This is a genomic window from Nocardia sputorum (assembly GCF_027924405.1).
In the GTDB taxonomy this organism is placed as follows: domain Bacteria; phylum Actinomycetota; class Actinomycetes; order Mycobacteriales; family Mycobacteriaceae; genus Nocardia; species Nocardia sputorum.
Window position 1 is genome coordinate 892,255 of the sequence record NZ_AP026978.1, and the last position, 16,758, is coordinate 909,012.

Sequence of the window (16,758 nt, forward strand, 5' to 3'; positions counted from 1 at the left end):
GCCGAGTCCGCTTTGCCCGAGGATGCCATCGAGCGGTATCGGCGCGGCGGGAACTGTTGCTCGGCATCGCCGGTATCGGCAGCCGGTGCTCATCGCGGCGTTCTCCAGCTCGAACGCCGGGCTGTACTCGACCGGGCGCATCCTGCGCTCTATGTCGATGAACGGCAGCGTGCCGAAGTTCACCGGCGTGATGGGCAGCGGCGGCGTTCCTTATGGCGGCATCCCGCTCACCAGCCTGATCGCGCTGGTCGGCATCGCGCTGATCATGGCTGGTTTGCCGCTCGTAAGCGGGTGCTGACGATCGCGGCGACCCGGCCGGTGAATTCCCAGTGGTCGCCGCCCTGACTGCCGACCCGGAGATTTGATCATGCGCCGGGTAGCGCCGGAATAGACTCGGCAGTATGTACAACTGGGAGCTCCAGAACGCGATCGCGGCGTTCGTCGACAGCATGCGGCCGCATTGGCAGGAGCAGCACGACTTGTATCTGACGGTGCTGTACGCGTTCGCCGACATGCAGAGTCACCTGTTGACCCTCCTCGGCTACCCGCCGGTGCCGTGACGACGAAAATCGACGACCACGCGGGCGACCGCGCTCCCGTGGCAGCCGGCGCCACCCCCCGCCCGATGGGCGTCGTGGGCGTGACGATCCTCGTGCTGCTGGTTCTGAACGCCCTGCTCACTTTGGCGCTCGAGGTGTTGTACCTGCCGACCTACCTGGGCTCCGTCGCCTTCCCGGTGTCGGCCGTAGTGGCGGGCGCGGTCAACGTGCTGCTCGTCGCGGGCGCGCGCTCGATCTCCCGGCGTCCCGCCGTCCTCGGCCTCCCGTTGGTGGCCTGGGCGTTCGGCTTCCTGGTGTGCGCGAGCGCCGGGCCGGGCGGAGACATCCTGCTCGGCAGTGATTGGCGGACGGCGCTGCTGCTGTTCGCCGGACTGCTGCCGCCGCTGGCATACCTCTACATCCAGGCGAACGCGAGCGTCTTCGGTCGCCGCTGAACTCGGCGGTCACGCGAGCCGGACCGCCAAGGTCGCGATCACGGCGTCGGTGCGGGCGCGCAGCGCGGCGGTCAGCACCGGCCCGCGCGGATTGTGCAGCGGGCGTTGCCACCAGTGCCGTGCTTCGACATGCGCGAGCAGCACGGTGACGCCCAGCCCGGCTTCGGTCTGCTTCCGGACGTAGCCGACGAGGGTCGATACCAGACTGCGATGCGGGCACGGCAGCACCGCGAGCGGAATGCCCGGATCCCACTCCTTCCATTGGGCGCTGAGCTTTCTGGTCGTGGCCGGATCGATGTCCGCGGCCACCGCGACGATCTCGCCCCGCATGCGCAAGGCGGCTTGCACCGCGCGATAGGTCACTTCGCTCATCGTCACCACCGGGACGACCACCAGGTCCTTCGACTCGGGCGCCGACCGCGGCCGCGGCGGAATTCGGCGCAACCGCAGCCGGCGCGCGACCTCGGCGTAGTAGTTCTCGATCCGGAAGAAGAGGGTCACCAGCGCGGGGATGATGAGCAGCAGCAGCCATGCTCCCTCGGTGAACTTCTCCGCGAGCAGGACGACGCCCGCGACAGCGGTGAGCGTCGCGCCGACTCCGTTCAGCAACGCGCGCGGTACCCATCCCCGCCCACGCGCGCGCCACCAGTGCAACACCAGACCGGTCTGGCTGACGGTGAAGCCGATGAAGACGCCGATCGCGAAAACCGGCAGCAGACGGTGCGTTTCGGCATCAACGGAAACCAGCACCAGCGCGGCCAGCAGGGCGAGCGCGGTGACTCCGTAGCGGAAGACCGGTCGCTCGGAGCGCAGCGCGAACAGCGACGGCGCCCGGTGGTCCTTGGCCAGCAGCGCCAGCAGCACGGGAGACCGCCGAAACTGGTATTCGCCGCGAGCAACAGCACCGCGGTGACCGCGAGATTGGTGAGATAGAACAGCCAGCCGGTGCCGAAGGCCGCCGCCGAGAGTTGCGCCAGGATGGTCACGTCCCCGCGCGGCGTCACGTGGTGCTCGCGGATCAGCACGGCCAGGCCGAGCAGCATCGCACCGAGCAGGACGCCGAGCGCCACTTCGGTGCGCTGCGCACGGCGCACCGCGGGCGTGCGGAAGGCGGGCACCGCGTTGGCGATCGCTTCCACGCCGGTCAGCGAGGAGCATCCCGCGGCGAATGCCTTGAGCAGCAGCACGATTCCGAGCGCTTCGACCGGCTCGATCGGGCCGCGGTCGGCGCCGATCACCGCGACCGGGTCCGGCCGCAGCAGTCCCACGACGATGACCCCCGTGATCAGCACGACGAACAGGATCGCGGGCCCCATCAGAACCCGCGCCGATTCCGCCACCCCGATCAGGTTGATCACCGTCAGCGCGGCCAGCCCGGCCAGCGTCATCGGCAGCAGTTCGTCGGCCAGCGCGGGAAAGGCGCTGGCCAGGCTGGCCGCGCCCGCGGCGAGGCTCACCGCGACGGTCAGCACATAGTCCACGACCAGGCTGGCGGCCGCCAGCAGGGCGGCGGGCCTGCCGAGCTGCTTCTTGGCGACCGCGTACGCGCCGCCGCCGTCCGGGTGTACCGCGATCACCTGGCGGTAGGAGAGCACCAGCACCAGCAACAGCGCGGCGATCGCGCAGGACACCGGCAGTGTCCAGGCGACTGCCGCCGCGCCCGCCGCGACCAGCACCAGCACGATCGCCTCGGGTCCGTAGGCCACGCTGGACAGCGCGTCCAGGGAGAGCGCGGCGAGCCCGCCCACCGCGGTCAGCCGGAACTTGTCCGCCCGCTGCATCTGCCGGAACCGGCGATCGGCGATCCCCGGCTCCGACGACTGCGGCTGGGTCTTGGTCACCACGGCGTCCATTGAACTCCGCCGTCGCCCGGCAACCGATCAGCGACACCGGGCGGTCAACGCGCGCCAGGCAGCCCCGGCGTGACGGTCTCGATGAGGCGCCACGCCTCGTCGGCAGGTAGGTCGACCACCGTATAACGCTTCTTGCCCGCGGCGGTGGCCGCGACAACTGTGGCGATCCCGGCGCGCCGCTGGAACAAGGTCCGTCGCACCGTCCAGCCGATCACGCCGGGGGCTTCCAGGCAGTCGCGGTCCCGGTCGAGCGACCCGGCGCGGGTGATCAGCCAAGTCGGGCTGGTGGCCGTGCGGGGCAGCACAGCATGCCCGAGGCCACGGTAACGATCCTCCGCGAGGGCGAGGGCCACAGGCAGCGTGAGGCCCGGCACCAGCCACCACCACGGCGAGTAGTGTTCTCCCGCAAGGTGGATGTAGGCCATCAGCGCGGCGATGAGCACCACCGGCGTGAGCGTGCGGGTGTATCTGCGCCGCCGCGCGGCTGGTCCGTGCGCGATAAGTGGAGCGCTGCCCGGCTCCGGGACGGCGTGCGGGTCCGATGCGCCCGCGCCGGTGGGCGTCTGGGCCGGCCGGGCGGCAAGGTCGTTGTCCCGCATCTCCTCCGGGGCGAGCAGGTGCCCGAGGGTGTGCTCGACGGCGCTGCGCGGAGCCTGCGGGAGGATTTTCTGCCGAGGCTTCTCCCCGGTCATGATCGCTTCCAGTTCCGCGCCGCCCGCCAAGCGCAGCAGCAACGGTTCGTTGACCGTGGCTCCGCGCAGCCGGGCCCGATCGAGAGTGATCTGACGGGTGGTGAACAGGCCGTGGCGCAGCTGCAAGGTCTTGCCGTCATCGCGGACCCGCAGTCCGAAATAGGTGGTCAGATAGTGCGCGCACGCGGCAGCGCTGACCACGAGCACGATGACGCACAGTAGTGCGGCCCCGGCCAGCGCCAGGGCGAGCCCGCCGCCGTCTTCGACGTCGTGCACCGCGTCCGACCGGAACACGACCTCGCCGAGCCCGTACTGCAGCCCGAACCCGACGATCGGCGCGATGATCGCGAACCCGGTCAGCGACAGCGGGGCGTAACGCACCCACGCCGGGCTCCAGTGCCCGATCTCGCGCGCGCGGGTACGTGGAGCGGAGACCTCACCGGATGCATTCTCCCGCAACACTTTCCGATCATCGGACGGCTCCGCCGTGTGGGCGAGCAGGGCGGCGCGCAACGGCGGTACCACCCGTGCGTCCAACGCGTCGAGCTTGAACTGCTCGCCCGTATCGGCCTGCTGGCCGGTCCCGATCGCCAGCACCGCGAGTCCCAGCACCCGGTGCAGCGGGTCCGCTTCGATGTCCACCGAGCGGATCCGCGACCGCGGCACCGACAGTTTCTTGCGTTGCAGCAGCCCGGTCCGCAGTTCGACGTGGGTGGGTCCCACCCGATAGGTCGTGGTGAACCAGCGGGTCAGCGCGAACCCGACGATCAGCACGATCGGGATGACGCTCCACATGTGGTTGCCGCTGCTGGTGCCGAGGATCACCGAGCCGATCAGCACCGGGACGAACTTCACCACCTCGGTGATCGGATGCACCAGCAGCATCCGCTTGTCCAGCCGCTGCCACGGCTGTTCGGCCTGCGCCGCGTGCGCCGCGGGCTCGGCGGTCATGTCGCGTCGCCGCGGTGCTGGGCGGCGATGCCGGTCAGCCGCGTCACGGTCGCCTCGGCGACCGGGAGGTCCAGCGCGGTGATCTCGACGGCGCCCGCGGAGGACGCGGTGGTGACGGTGACCGTGGCCAGGCCCAGCAGGCGCTCGAGCGGCCCGCGTTCGGTGTCGACGGTCTGCACCCGGGATATCGGCGCCACCCGGCTCTCCTGGGTGAGCCAGCCGACCCGGGTGTAGACCGCCTCGTCGGTGACCTCCCAGCGGTGCACGGCGTAGCGCCACCACGGCGCCACCCCGATGTTCACCGTGGCAGGCCCGAGCGCGACCAGGAAGAAGCCGAGTTGCCAGCCCCGATGCGCGGCGTCGAGCACCGCCCACACCAGCAGCGCCGCGAACGGAATCACCCAGGCCAGTGCGGCCTGCACGGTCCACAGGAGCTTCGCCTTCGGACTGGGGCGCCAGGCCGGGTCGGCCATGATCGTGCGCGGCTGCGACATGCTGCAATCGTTGCACGACCGAGCGCCGCTGTCCCCGTCGATCGTCGCCGGAGCAGCGCGCATGGGAAACGGTGGATTCGGCGGCGCTCACCGAGGCAGCCATCGAGAGCTGAGCGCGGGCGTCGCCCTGGAATAGCCTCGGCCAGCGCACAGTTGTCAACGCTCAACGGTGCTCCACGTCCCCGCGTGGGCTCCGTGGCGAGCGGAGCCGTGGGGTGTCCGCTTCGCCGCAACCAGCACTGGAGGGAGACAGTTCCGGATGTGTAGCGCATGATCGAGGGCGTGACCGACCTACCGAACCCGAGCGTCCCAACCGCTCCGCCCAGTCCATCGGCCATGCGCCGGGCGTTGCGCAGGGCCCGCGACGGTGTCACGTTGAACGTGGACGAGGCCGCGGTGCTGTTGCACGCGACCGGCGACGATCTCGCCGACCTCTGTCGCAGCGCCGCGCGGGTGCGTGATGCCGGGCTGGCGTCCGCCGGGCGTCCGAACACGATCAGTTATTCCCGCAACGTCTTCATCCCGCTGACCCGGCTGTGCCGGGACAAATGCCATTACTGCACGTTCGTCACGGTGCCGGGCAAATTGCGCGCCGAGGGCAAGGGCATGTTCCTCGAACCCGACGAGGTGCTCGACATCGCACGCCGCGGCGCCGCGCTCGGCTGCAAGGAGGCGCTGTTCACGCTGGGTGACCGGCCGGAGGATCGCTGGCCGGAGGCCGCGCAGTGGCTGGACGAGCGCGGCTACGACTCCACGCTGGACTACCTGCGCGCCGTGTCGATCATGGTGCTGGAGGAAACGGGCCTGCTGCCGCACCTCAACCCCGGCGTGCTGTCCTGGGAGGAGATCGCGCGGCTCAAGCCGGTGGCGCAGTCCATGGGCATGATGCTGGAGACCACGTCCACCCGGCTGTTCACCGAGAAGGGCAACTGCCATTACGGCAGCCCCGACAAGGACCCGGCCGTGCGGCTGCGGGCCATCACCGACGCGGGCCGGCTCTCGGTGCCCTACACCACGGGCATCCTGGTCGGCATCGGCGAGACGATGGCCGAGCGGGCCGAGTCGATCATGGCGATTCGCAAGCAGCACAAGGCGTTCGGGCACATCCAGGAAGTCATCGTGCAGAACTTCCGCGCCAAGGACGACACCGCCATGCGGGACGTCCCCGACGCGGGCCTGGAGGAATTCCTCGCCACCATCGCCGTCACCCGCATCCTGCTCGGGCCGGACGTGCCGGTGCAGGCGCCGCCGAACCTGGTCTCGCACGCCGAGTGCCGCGCGCTGATCGAGGCGGGCATCGATGACTGGGGCGGCGTCTCGCCGGTGACGCCCGACCACGTGAACCCGGAGCGGCCGTGGCCGAACCTGGACACCCTGCGGGAGATCACCGAGGCGGCGGGCTATCGGCTGGTCGAGCGGACCTCCGCGCACCCGAAGTATGTGCGGGCGGGTAACCCGTGGGTCGATCCGCGAATCGGTGCGCACGTCGCGGCGCTCACCGACCCGGCGACGGGGCTGGCGAAGGAGGACGCGATCCCGGCCGGGCTGCCCTGGCAGGAGCCGGAGGAGTCCTGGGAGTCGGCCGGGCGCGTCGACCTGAACACCGCCATCGACACCGAGGGCCGCAACACCGAGGCCCGCAGCGACGCGGCGCTGGGACAGGACATCGTCGGCGCCTTCGGCGACTGGGACACCATTCGCGAACAGGCGCGCGACCTCGCCGTCACGGCGCCGCAGCGGCTGGACGCCGACGTGCTCGCCGCATTGCGCGCCGCCGAACGCGACCCGGCCGGGCTCAGCGACGCCGAATACCTCGCGCTGGCCACGGCGGACGGCGCGGAGCTGGAGGCGGTCGCCGCGCTGGCCGACCGGCTGCGCCGCGACACCGTCGGCGACGACGTGACCTACGTGGTGAACCGGAACATCAACTTCACCAATGTCTGCTACACCGGGTGCCGGTTCTGCGCGTTCGCCCAGCGCAAGGGCGACGCGGACGCGTTCACCCTGAGCACGGAGGAGGTCGCCGACCGCGCCTGGGAGGCGCATGTCGACGGCGCCACCGAAGTCTGCATGCAGGGCGGGATCGACCCCGACCTGCCGGTCACCGGCTATGCGGATCTGGTGCGGGCGGTCAAGCAGCGGGTGCCGTCGATGCATGTGCACGCGTTCAGCCCGATGGAGATCGTGAACGGCGCCTCGCGCGGCGGCCAGAGCGTGCGGGACTGGCTGGTCGCGCTGAAGGAGGCGGGCCTGGACACCATCCCGGGCACTGCCGCGGAGATCCTGGACGACGAGGTGCGCTGGGTGCTCACCAAGGGCAAACTGCCCACCTCGGCGTGGATCGACGTGATCACCACGGCGCACCAGGTCGGCATCCGATCCAGTTCGACCATGATGTACGGCCACGTGGACAATCCGAAGCACTGGGTCGGGCATCTGCGCGTGCTGCGCGGAATCCAGGACGAGACCGGCGGCTTCACCGAATTCGTGCTGCTGCCGTTCGTGCACCAGAGCGCACCGCTGTATCTGGCGGGCGCCGCGCGGCCGGGGCCGACCAACCGGGACAACCGCGCCGCGCACGCCCTGGCCAGGATCATGCTGCACGGCCGGATCCACAACATCCAGACCAGCTGGGTCAAGCTCGGCATCACCGGCACCCGGGTGATGCTCAACAGCGGAGCCAACGATCTGGGCGGCACGTTGATGGAGGAGACCATCTCCCGGATGGCGGGCTCGCAGCACGGCTCGGCCAAGACGGTCGCCGAGCTGGTGGAGATCGCCTCCGGCATCGGACGGCCGGCCCGGGAGCGGACGACGACCTACGGTGTCCCGAAGCACAGCGGATCGTCCGTCTCCCCGGGGCTCCAGGCGGTACTGGTCGACTGATACGCCGATCGCGCCGGGTTCCGGGCTGCCCGGCGACAGCGCAGGTTCCAGCCCGCGGTGCGATCGGTTCTCCGGTCGGCCTCGGGCAGCTCGGACCGGCGTAATTCGGGCCCCGCCACCGCGCGCTCCGGCGCTACCTCCCAGAACGTGGTCCCCGGCGCGTACGGCGGGTGGCGGAGTCCGAATCCTGCCTCGCGTCGGCGTGCGCCGGGCAGGAAGTTAGGGCAGGCTGACCAGTAGTAACGTGGGGTGCCGGGATAGGGTTTCGCCGGGCGGACCATCCCGCAGGCGAGGACAGACTAGGAGAGCGGCAGTGCCGTACATCATCGCTGAACCGTGCGTTGACGTGAAGGACAAGGCATGCATCGAGGAATGCCCCGTGGACTGCATCTACGAGGGCGGCCGCATGCTGTACATCCATCCCGACGAGTGCGTGGACTGTGGTGCATGTGAGCCGGTGTGCCCGGTGGAGGCGATCTTCTACGAAGACGACACCCCGGACCAGTGGAGCGGATACGTGAACGCCAACGTCGATTTCTTCGACGAGCTGGGCTCGCCCGGCGGCGCCACCAAGGTCGGCAAGGTCGACTACGACCCGCCGTTCATCAAGGAACTGCCTCCGATGGCGAGTGAGTGAGACCTGACGTGTCACCGCGTGGCCGGGTGAGCAGTCTGCTACCCGATTTCCCCTGGGACACCATCGCTTCGGTGAAGGTTCGAGCGGCCGCCCATCCCGGCGGGATCGTCGATCTGTCCGTCGGCACCCCGGTCGACCCGGTCGACCCGCTGATCCGTACGGCGCTGAACTCCGTCGCCGAGGTGCCCGGCTACCCGACCACGCACGGCACCCCCGAGCTCCGCTCGGCCGCGGTCGACGCGCTGAAGCGGCGTTACGGGATCACCGGCCTCCAGGCCGCGGCCGTGTTGCCCGCGATCGGCACCAAAGAGCTGATCGCGGGCCTGCCCCGGCTGCTCGGGCTCGGCGCGGGCGACCTCGTCGTCATTCCCGAGGTCGCCTATCCCACCTACGAGGTCGGCGCGCTGCTGGCGGGCGCGCAGGTGTTGCGCGCCGACGGGCTGACCCGGCTCGGTCCGCAGAACCCGGCGTTGATCTACGTCAACTCGCCGTCCAACCCGACCGGCCGGGTGCTCGGCGTCGAGCATCTGCGCAAGGTGGTCGCCTTCGCTCGGGAGCGCGGCGCGATCGTCGCGTCCGACGAGTGCTACCTGGGACTGGCGTGGGAGGGCCGCGCGGTCTCCTTGCTCGACCCCGAGGTGTGCGAGGGCGACCACACCAACCTGCTGGCCGTGCACTCGCTGTCCAAGACCTCCAATCTGGCCAGCTACCGCGCGGGCTTCGTGACGGGCGACCCCGCGCTGATCGCCGAGCTGCTCGAAGTGCGCAAGCACGCGGGCATGATGGTGCCGTTCCCGATCCAGGCCGCGATGACCGCCGCGCTCAGCGACGACGCGCACGAGGCGCGCCAGCGCGAGCGTTACCGCGCCCGCCGCGACGTGTTGCGGAAGGCGCTGGAGGGCGCGGGTTTCCGGATCGATCACTCCGAGGCGGGCCTGTATCTGTGGTCCACGCGCGGAGAGTCCTGCCGGACCACCTTGGACTGGCTGGCCGAGCGCGGCATCCTCGCCGCCCCGGGCGACTTCTACGGCCCTGGCGCGAGCGAGCACGTGCGGATCGCGCTCACCGCGACCGACGAGCGGATCGCGGCGGCGGCCGAACGCCTGGCCGGCTGACCAGCGGCGCTGCGACGTCAGCGACCTCGCTCGATCGGCGGTCCCCCTGATTCCGGGTGTGTCGGCACCCGTGCGCGCCCGCGCCCGCGAGCTAGCCTGAGGTATGGACGCTGTCACGGTTGTCCCCACGCCCGGCAACGAACCGGTGCACTCCTACGCGCCGGGTAGCCCGGAGCGGGAGCTATTGCTTGGCAAACTAGCCGCATTGTCCGCCGAGCCCGTCGAGGTGCCGCTGGTGATCGGCGGCAAGCACCGCCCCGGCATCGGTGAACGGCACGACATCGTCGCACCGCACCGGCGTCGGCACGTGCTGGGGACCTACACCGACACCACGCATTCGGAAGCGCACGCGGCCATCGACGCCGCGATGACGGCCGCCCCGGGATGGCGGGCCCTGCCGTTCGAGGAGCGCGCCGCGGTACTGCTGCGGGCCGCTGACCTGCTGGCCGGGCCGTGGCGGGAGACCGTCGCGGCGGCCACCATGCTCGGGCAGTCGAAATCGGCTCAGCAGGCCGAGATCGACGCGCCGTGCGAGCTGGTCGACTTCTGGCGCTTCAATGTCGCGTTCGCGCGGGGAATTTTGGAACAACAGCCGCAGTCCAGCGCCGGAGTGTGGAACCGGATGGACTATCGGCCGCTGGAAGGATTCGTCTACGCCATCACGCCCTTCAACTTCACCGCGATCGCCGGCAATCTGCCGACCGCGCCCGCGTTGATGGGCAACACCGTGGTGTGGAAGCCCTCGCCGACGCAGACGCTGTCGGCCTTCCACACGATGCGGTTGCTGGAGGCGGCGGGCCTGCCGCCCGGTGTGATCAACATGGTCACCGGTGACGGGGTGCAGCTGTCGGAGGTGGCGCTGGCCGATCCACGGCTGGCCGGTATCCATTTCACCGGTTCCACCAAGACGTTCCAGTATCTCTGGCAGCAGGTCGGCGCGAATGTCGGTCGGTATCATAGCTATCCGCGCCTGGTCGGGGAGACCGGCGGCAAGGACTTCATCGTCGCGCACTCTTCGGCCGACCCTGCCGCGCTGCGCACCGCCTTGATTCGCGGGGCCTACGAGTATCAGGGCCAGAAGTGCTCGGCGGCCTCGCGCGCCTACATCGCGCGGTCGGTCTGGCGCGCGATGGGCGACGAGTTCCTGCACGATACCGGCGAACTGAGTTACGGCGACGTCGCTGATCTGTCGAATTTCGGTGGGGCCCTGATCGATCGGCGCGCCTACGACAAGAACGTTGCGGCCATCCGGCGCGCTGTCGACGCGGGCGTCACCGTCCCGGTCGGCGGCACCTACGACGACAGCGAGGGCTGGTTCGTTCGGCCGACCGTTTTCCTGGCCGACAATCCACACGACGAATCGTTCTCCACCGAATACTTCGGGCCGATTCTGTCGGTGTATGTCTACGACGACAGCGAACCCGGCGCCTATAGCGCGATACTGGCCGAAGTCGAGGCGGCGGCGCCGTACGCGCTGACCGGCGCGGTGTTCGCCCAGGACCGGTACGCGATCGAAGAGGCCGACGCCGCACTGCGATTCGCGGCGGGCAACTTCTACGTCAACGACAAGCCCACGGGCGCGGTGGTGGGGCAGCAGCCGTTCGGCGGGGCACGCGCCTCCGGCACCGACGACAAGGCGGGTTCGCCGTTGAACCTCTTGCGCTGGGTCGCGCCGCGAACGATCAAGGAGACCTTCGTGCCGCCGGTCGAGTACCGCTACCCGCACATGGGGTGACTAGACCAGCGGCTTGCCGTGCCGCAGCCGCCTGCGCAGGTCGAAGTGGTAGGCGTTGAGCGGGAACATCCGGGCCGATTTCGGCAGTCGCCGGTGCACCGCCCCGATGGCGCGCAGCAGCCGATCCAAGCGACGCTGGTCGCGGTCGGTCCAGGTCATGCCCATCTCGTTGCGCAGGTGCTGTGGAAGCAGCCCGGTGACGATGAAGCGCTGCAGTCCGGCGAAGACCACCTGCACCGGGCGCGGCATCATCTTCAGATCGATCAGCCCGTCGAAGTAGTCCCGCAGCTCCGGCTCGATCCCGCGCAACTTCAGGTTCTCGTCCCAGTACCGCTGGAACGACGCGCGATCGGCAGGCCACATCTCCGGCCGCATCTGCAAGGTGGTGCCCAGCCGCGCGGCGTAGGCGTAGAAGGCGTCGGCGGTGGTGGGGTCCATCGGGCCGTGCATGCGGGTGTAGAGGTCATCGATGCCCCAGTACAGGCAGGCGGCGACCCACAGTTGCAGGTTCGGGTCGAAGGCGTTGTACTTCACCGGGCTCGTCGCCGTGGAGCGCACCGACCGGTGCGACACGTTGACGGCCTCGCGGTAGGCGTCGCGTTCGGCGTCGGATCCCAGCAGCGCGACGGCTATGTAGGTCAGCGTGGTGCGCAGCCGCTTGATCGGATGCAGGGTGACCTTGCCGCTGTCGACGGTGCTCTCCAGGACGCCACGGCCGACCGGGCGCAGACTCAGCTGCATGATGACGTTGGCGGCGCCGCCGAGGAAGGCGGCGATGCCGTCCACGTACTCCGTGACGGTCTCCGGGGTGAGAATCGGGCTCGGGTCCGGCTCGTGTTCGGCGGTGCGCAGCGGCGCGGTCATCGTCGACCTCGTCTTTCCTGTCCGCCCGATCCCAGAGAATCGGTCGATGAGAAGATTGTGCCCTAACTTTCTCATCGACTCGCAACACTGTCAACGGCGCGATACCGCGCTGATGGTATGCGATGCTGAAAGTGTCATCGTTTCGCTATCGCGGATAGGGTTGAGCTATGGCCAGGCTGACCAGACTGCTGCCGCTGGTGCGCAGCGCTGCCCCCGAGGATCGCAACCAGGCGCGGGTATTGGACGCGGCGCTGCTGGCGTTCCTCGACTTCGGTATCAAGCGCACCAGCATGGTGGAGGTCGCGCGGCGCGGCGGATTGTCCCTGGCCACGCTCTACCGCCGCTTCGCGAGCAAGTCCGATCTGATCAAGGCCGTCGGTCTGCGGCAGACCCGCGATTTCATCGAGGAGGTCGACGCCGCGCTCCAGCGCCAGGTGGACCGGAACGCGAGCGCGGAGGACCAGATCGTCGAACTGTTCGCCGCGTTCATCAACGGGCTGCGCGGAAATCAGCTGATCCACCGGCTGCTGGCCACCGAGCCCGAATTGGTGCTGCCCTACCTCACCACCCAGGGCGCCCCGGTCATCGAACTCGGCCGCGATTACCTCGCCGAGTTCATCACGCGCTTGCAGCGGGAAGGCAAACTGCCGGAATACGATCCGGAGCCCTTGGCCGAGATGATCGCTCGTACCGCGCTGTCGTTGGCGCTGACGCCGCAGACCGTCATCCCGCTCGGTGACGACGCGTCGATACGGCAGTTCGCGCGCGACCACGTCGTGGTGTCGTTCCGGGTGCGCTGAACCAAGCTCTCAGCGGTGCGGGGCGAATCTCAGGATCATCGCCCCGAGCGCGGCCATGACGTCCGCGGTCTGCTCTGCCGCCGTGCCGCGGGTCTGCGCGGTCACCGCGAAACCGGGGCCATAGGACGCCGAGGCCACCTCCGGCTCCCCGAGATCCGACCAGCCCCACTTGGTGCCCTGCACGAACGGCCACCGGGCGGTGCCCCAGTCCTGTTCGGTGCCGTCCTGGGCTGTCGATCCCGCCGCGGCCATCCATTCGAAGATCGGCGATCCCGGGTCCGTGCGCAGTTTGGCGGCGAGGAAGTCCGACACGTCAGCGGCGCTGGTGGCCCCGGCGCCCCAGTTCGGCCCGGGCACGGTTTCGTGCAGGCCGTATTCGGCGGCGATGGCGGCGATGGCCTGGGGATACTTGGCCTCCATCACGGTCGCCGCTCCGTCGTCGGAGTAGCGGATCATTTGCTCGCCCAGCGCCCGATCCTCCGGCGAGCCGTCGCCGTGGCGCAAGGCGTAATCGGCCAGGAAGAGTTTGGCCAGCGACAGGCTCGCGCGCGGCTCGTGTTCGTTCGCCGTGCCCCAGCCGATGCCGAAAGGGGTGCGGACCGAGAGGGACGTGCGCGGCGGAACGGCGGCTACCTCGGTCTCAGCCGTGGGTTCCGCACAGGCGACCGGCGCGGACAGTGCCAGGACCGCTCCCGCGACGAGGGTGGTCGTCGCCATTCGACAGCGCATCTTCTCCTCCTGGCTCGTGGCGGCTGTGGTCTGTCGATCGGATGGATGAGATCCGATTGCCCAGTGATTGCTCAGCGAAACGACGCGCGTCGCGTTCGCTCACACCAGGCGCAGGCCGAGCAGACGCCGCACGCGCATATCGAGGAGGTAGGCGTTGAGGGGAAAGGTGCGGACCGGCCGTGGGAGCCGGGACTGGGTCGCCCCGACCGCGTGCAGGATGCGGCCGAGTACGCGCTCGTCGTGTTCGGTCCAGGTCATGCCCATCTCCTCGCGCAGATGCGGGGGCAGTAGGCCGGTCACGAAAAAGCGGTGCAAGCGCCCGAGCGCCAGTTGCGCCGGTCGCGGGAGCATGCGCAAATCGATGAGGTCGTCGAAATAGGCGTGGATCGCGGGGTCGATGCTGGTCTTGGCGAGATTCGCGGTCCAGTACTCCTCGAAGGCGCGACGGTCGGCGGGCCACATCGTTTCGGGCATCTGGAGGGTGGTGCCGAGCCGGGCGCTGAGGTGGTAGAACGCGTCGGCTGCGGCCTCGTCCATCGGGCCGTGCATCCGCTCGTACAGATCCCGCGCGCCCCAATGCAGGCAGGCCGCGACCCACAATTGCAGCGCTGGGTCGAAGGCGTTGTAGCGCACCGGACTCGACGCGGTCGATCGGACCGGGCGATGCGAGACGTTCACCGCTTCGCGGTAGGCGGCGCGCTCCTCGTCGGTGCCGAGCATCGCCACGGCGAGGTAGGTCAGGGTGGTGCGCAGCCGTTTGACCGGATGCACCATGACGTTTCCGCTGTGCACCGTACTTTCCAGCACGCCGTAGCCGACCGGGGGAGTGCTCAGCTGCATGATGACATTGGCCACGCCCCCGAACAGGCCGGCGACGCCGTCGATGTACTGCCCGATGTCGAAGGAGTCCGGCGGTTCGGGGCGATGCGTCGCGGGAAGTGGCCTGGTCATCGTCGACCTCGCAGTACTGAGAGAGCTATGCGACAACGGTCTCACCACGTCAGCGGGAGTGTCAACCGTCACATTCGGGCTCGGTTCGGGCGGGACGCCGCTGCTTCGCCGCGGACCCGGCAAGTAGCGTGAGCGAATGCCGTTCGGTCCGCCGCTGCTGCTCAGCTCCCTGAACCCGCTCGCCGTCGCAGGCGGAGCGGACATCCCCGACGCCGTCACCATCGACGGGACCACCCTCTCGCGCAGCGACCTGCTGGGCGCGGCTACTTCGGTGGCCGAACGCGTCGCGCGCGCGGAGCGGGTCGCGGTGCTGGCCGAGCCGACCGTGGAGACCGTGCTCGCGGTGGTCGGCTGCCTCATCGCGGGCGTCACGATCGTGCCGGTGCCCCCGGACTCCGGTACCGCGGAGCGGGCGCACATCCTCGCCGACTCGGGCGCCCAAGCATGGCTGGGCAAGGCGCCGGAGGGCGCCGACCTGCCCGTCGTGCCGGTGCGGCGGCATGCCAGGTCGTGGCACACCTATCCCGAACCCGACCCCGCCGCCACGGCTTTCGTGCTGTACACCTCCGGTACCACGGGCTTGCCCAAGGGCGTGCTGCTCAGCCGGGGCGCGATCGCCGCAGGTCTGGACGCACTCGCCGAGGCATGGGCGTGGACCGCGAACGACACTCTGGTACACGGGCTTCCGCTGTTCCACGTGCACGGTCTGATCCTCGGCCTGCTGGGCCCGCTGCGCGTGGGCAGTCCGCTGATCCACACCGGCAAGCCGACACCGCAGGCGTACGCGGCGGCCAAGGGTTCGCTGTACTTCGGGGTGCCGACCGTCTGGTCTCGGGTGGTCGAGGACCCGGACTCGGCGAAGCAGTTGGCCGACGCGCGGTTGCTGGTCTCCGGGAGCGCGCCGCTTCCCGTGCCGGTGTTCGAACGACTGCGCGAGCTGACCGGGCACGCGCCGGTCGAGCGTTACGGCATGAGCGAGACCATGATCACGCTGTCCACCCGGGCCGACGGCGAGCGCAGGCCGGGCTGGGTCGGCACGCCGGTGCGCGGCGTGCGCACCCGGCTGCGCGACGAGTCCGGCGCGCCGGTCCCGCACGACGGCGAGAGCATCGGCGGCCTCCAGGTCTCCGGGCCCATGCTCTTCGACGGCTACCTGAACCGCCCGGAGGACACCGCGCAGACCTGGACCGCCGACGGGTGGTTCCGGACCGGCGACGTCGCCGTCATCGACGAGGAGGGCTTCCACCGCATCGTCGGCCGGGAATCGGTCGATCTGATCAAGTCCGGCGGCTATCGGGTGGGCGCGGGCGAGGTCGAGACGGTGCTGCTCGGTCATCCCGCGGTCGCGGAGGCCGCGGTGGTCGGCCTGCCCGACGACGACCTCGGTCAGCGCATCACCGCCTTCGTCGTACTGCGCGGCCCCGCGACCGAGCGCGAGCTGATCGACCATGTGGCGGGAGAGCTTGCGGTGCACAAACGCCCGCGCGAGATCCGGGTGGTCGACGCGCTGCCGCGCAACGCCATGGGCAAGGTGCAGAAGAAGAAGCTGAGCTGACCGCGGGGTTGACCTCGAGCTAGGTAGAGGTTCTACGGTCGGCGCATGACTTCCACCCTGACGTCCGAACAGATCGACTACCTGCACACCCAGCGCCTGGGCAGGCTGGCCACCGTGCGCCCCGACGGCACCCCGCAGAACAACCCGGTCGGCTTCCGCTACAACCCCGACCTCGGCACCATCGACATCGCGGGTTGGAACATGGGCGCCTCCCGGAAATTCCGCAACCTCGCCACCAACGACCACGTCGCGTTCGTCGTCGACGACATCGCCTCGGTCCAGCCGTGGCGCGTCCGCTGCCTGGAGATCCGCGGCACCGCCGAAGCGCTCACCGACGTCGACCCCTACATCTCCGGCGTCTCCCGCGAAATGATCCGCATCCACCCCCACCGAGTCATCGCCTTCGGCCTCACCGATGACCTCGCCTGACGTCGTCAGGCTGCGCGAGCGGCACATGGTTGCGGCAAAAAGGCGAGAAGACCTCTCCACCACGTGCCGCTCG

Annotated in this window: 14 protein-coding genes and 2 pseudogenes; 10 read left to right on the plus strand and 6 right to left on the minus strand. The window is 69.7% G+C overall.

The genetic code is table 11. The annotated features are described in order from the left end of the window. Positions 1-4: 4 nt before the first annotated feature. The 3 genes and pseudogenes from QMG86_RS03925 to QMG86_RS03935 all read left to right on the plus strand — a co-directional run. Positions 5-262 (plus strand): annotated as a pseudogene (locus QMG86_RS03925) (amino acid permease); the annotation flags it as partial. A 139-nt stretch (positions 263-401) separates the two neighbouring features. Next, positions 402-560 carry a hypothetical protein gene (locus QMG86_RS03930; protein WP_195085919.1) on the plus strand — a complete coding sequence of 53 codons (159 nt, stop codon included), beginning with the start codon at positions 402-404 and terminating at the stop codon, positions 558-560. Beyond that, positions 557-994, plus strand: coding sequence for a hypothetical protein (locus tag QMG86_RS03935; RefSeq protein WP_281877736.1), 438 nt, complete (start codon positions 557-559; stop codon positions 992-994). Before QMG86_RS03930 ends, QMG86_RS03935 begins: the two co-directional genes overlap by 4 nt. Before the next feature lie 9 nt (positions 995-1,003). Here QMG86_RS03935 and QMG86_RS03945 read toward each other — a convergent pair. The 3 genes and pseudogenes from QMG86_RS03945 to QMG86_RS03955 form a co-directional block, all read right to left on the minus strand. Then, a pseudogene (locus QMG86_RS03945) lies at positions 1,004-2,847 on the minus strand (APC family permease). Between the two features lie 44 nt (positions 2,848-2,891). Further along, entirely contained in the window at positions 2,892-4,490 is a 1,599-nt protein-coding gene (locus tag QMG86_RS03950) for a PH domain-containing protein (RefSeq protein WP_281877740.1), read from the minus strand. Beyond that, positions 4,487-4,984, minus strand: coding sequence for a PH domain-containing protein (locus QMG86_RS03955; RefSeq protein WP_281877742.1), 498 nt, complete (start codon positions 4,982-4,984; stop codon positions 4,487-4,489). Before QMG86_RS03955 ends, QMG86_RS03950 begins: the two co-directional genes overlap by 4 nt. Before the next feature lie 270 nt (positions 4,985-5,254). On the opposite strand from QMG86_RS03955, the gene QMG86_RS03960 reads away from it, so the two are divergent. The 4 genes from QMG86_RS03960 to pruA all read left to right on the plus strand — a co-directional run bounded on the left by QMG86_RS03960 (position 5,255) and on the right by pruA (position 11,357). Further along, on the plus strand, positions 5,255-7,870 hold the full coding sequence (locus QMG86_RS03960; RefSeq protein WP_281877743.1) for a bifunctional FO biosynthesis protein CofGH: 2,616 nt from the start codon (positions 5,255-5,257) through the stop codon (positions 7,868-7,870). A 313-nt stretch (positions 7,871-8,183) separates the two neighbouring features. Further along, positions 8,184-8,507 carry a ferredoxin gene (gene fdxA / locus QMG86_RS03965; RefSeq protein ID WP_014987978.1) on the plus strand — a complete coding sequence of 108 codons (324 nt, stop codon included), beginning with the start codon at positions 8,184-8,186 and terminating at the stop codon, positions 8,505-8,507. Between the two features lie 26 nt (positions 8,508-8,533). Then, positions 8,534-9,622 (plus strand): succinyldiaminopimelate transaminase, encoded by a 1,089-nt coding sequence (gene dapC, locus QMG86_RS03970; protein ID WP_434085533.1) that lies wholly within the window; start codon positions 8,534-8,536, stop codon positions 9,620-9,622. A gap of 103 nt (positions 9,623-9,725) precedes the next feature. Then, complete coding sequence (gene pruA / locus QMG86_RS03975) at positions 9,726-11,357, plus strand: L-glutamate gamma-semialdehyde dehydrogenase (protein WP_281877746.1); 1,632 nt, start codon at positions 9,726-9,728, stop codon at positions 11,355-11,357. Here pruA and QMG86_RS03980 read toward each other — a convergent pair whose 3' ends face one another. Continuing rightward, positions 11,358-12,221 (minus strand): oxygenase MpaB family protein, encoded by an 864-nt coding sequence (locus QMG86_RS03980; RefSeq protein ID WP_281877747.1) that lies wholly within the window; start codon positions 12,219-12,221, stop codon positions 11,358-11,360. It abuts the gene before it with no gap. Positions 12,222-12,388: 167 nt separating this feature from the next. On the opposite strand from QMG86_RS03980, the gene QMG86_RS03985 reads away from it, so the two are divergent. Then, the gene (locus tag QMG86_RS03985) at positions 12,389-13,021 is read left to right on the plus strand and encodes a TetR/AcrR family transcriptional regulator (protein WP_281877748.1); all 633 of its coding nucleotides are present in this window, start codon (positions 12,389-12,391) and stop codon (positions 13,019-13,021) included. Positions 13,022-13,030: 9 nt separating this feature from the next. Here the strand turns inward: QMG86_RS03985 and QMG86_RS03990 are convergent, their stop codons facing one another. Further along, on the minus strand, positions 13,031-13,738 hold the full coding sequence (locus tag QMG86_RS03990; protein WP_281877749.1) for a hypothetical protein: 708 nt from the start codon (positions 13,736-13,738) through the stop codon (positions 13,031-13,033). Between the two features lie 111 nt (positions 13,739-13,849). Continuing rightward, entirely contained in the window at positions 13,850-14,701 is an 852-nt protein-coding gene (locus QMG86_RS03995; RefSeq protein ID WP_281877750.1) for an oxygenase MpaB family protein, read from the minus strand. A gap of 136 nt (positions 14,702-14,837) precedes the next feature. On the opposite strand from QMG86_RS03995, the gene QMG86_RS04000 reads away from it, so the two are divergent. Both QMG86_RS04000 and QMG86_RS04005 read left to right on the plus strand, forming a co-directional pair. Then, positions 14,838-16,256: an acyl-CoA synthetase gene (locus QMG86_RS04000; protein WP_281877751.1), complete on the plus strand. Its 1,419-nt coding sequence runs from the start codon at positions 14,838-14,840 to the stop codon at positions 16,254-16,256. A gap of 45 nt (positions 16,257-16,301) precedes the next feature. After that, the gene (locus tag QMG86_RS04005; RefSeq protein ID WP_281877753.1) at positions 16,302-16,685 is read left to right on the plus strand and encodes a PPOX class F420-dependent oxidoreductase; all 384 of its coding nucleotides are present in this window, start codon (positions 16,302-16,304) and stop codon (positions 16,683-16,685) included. The last annotated feature ends 73 nt before the right edge of the window (positions 16,686-16,758 follow it).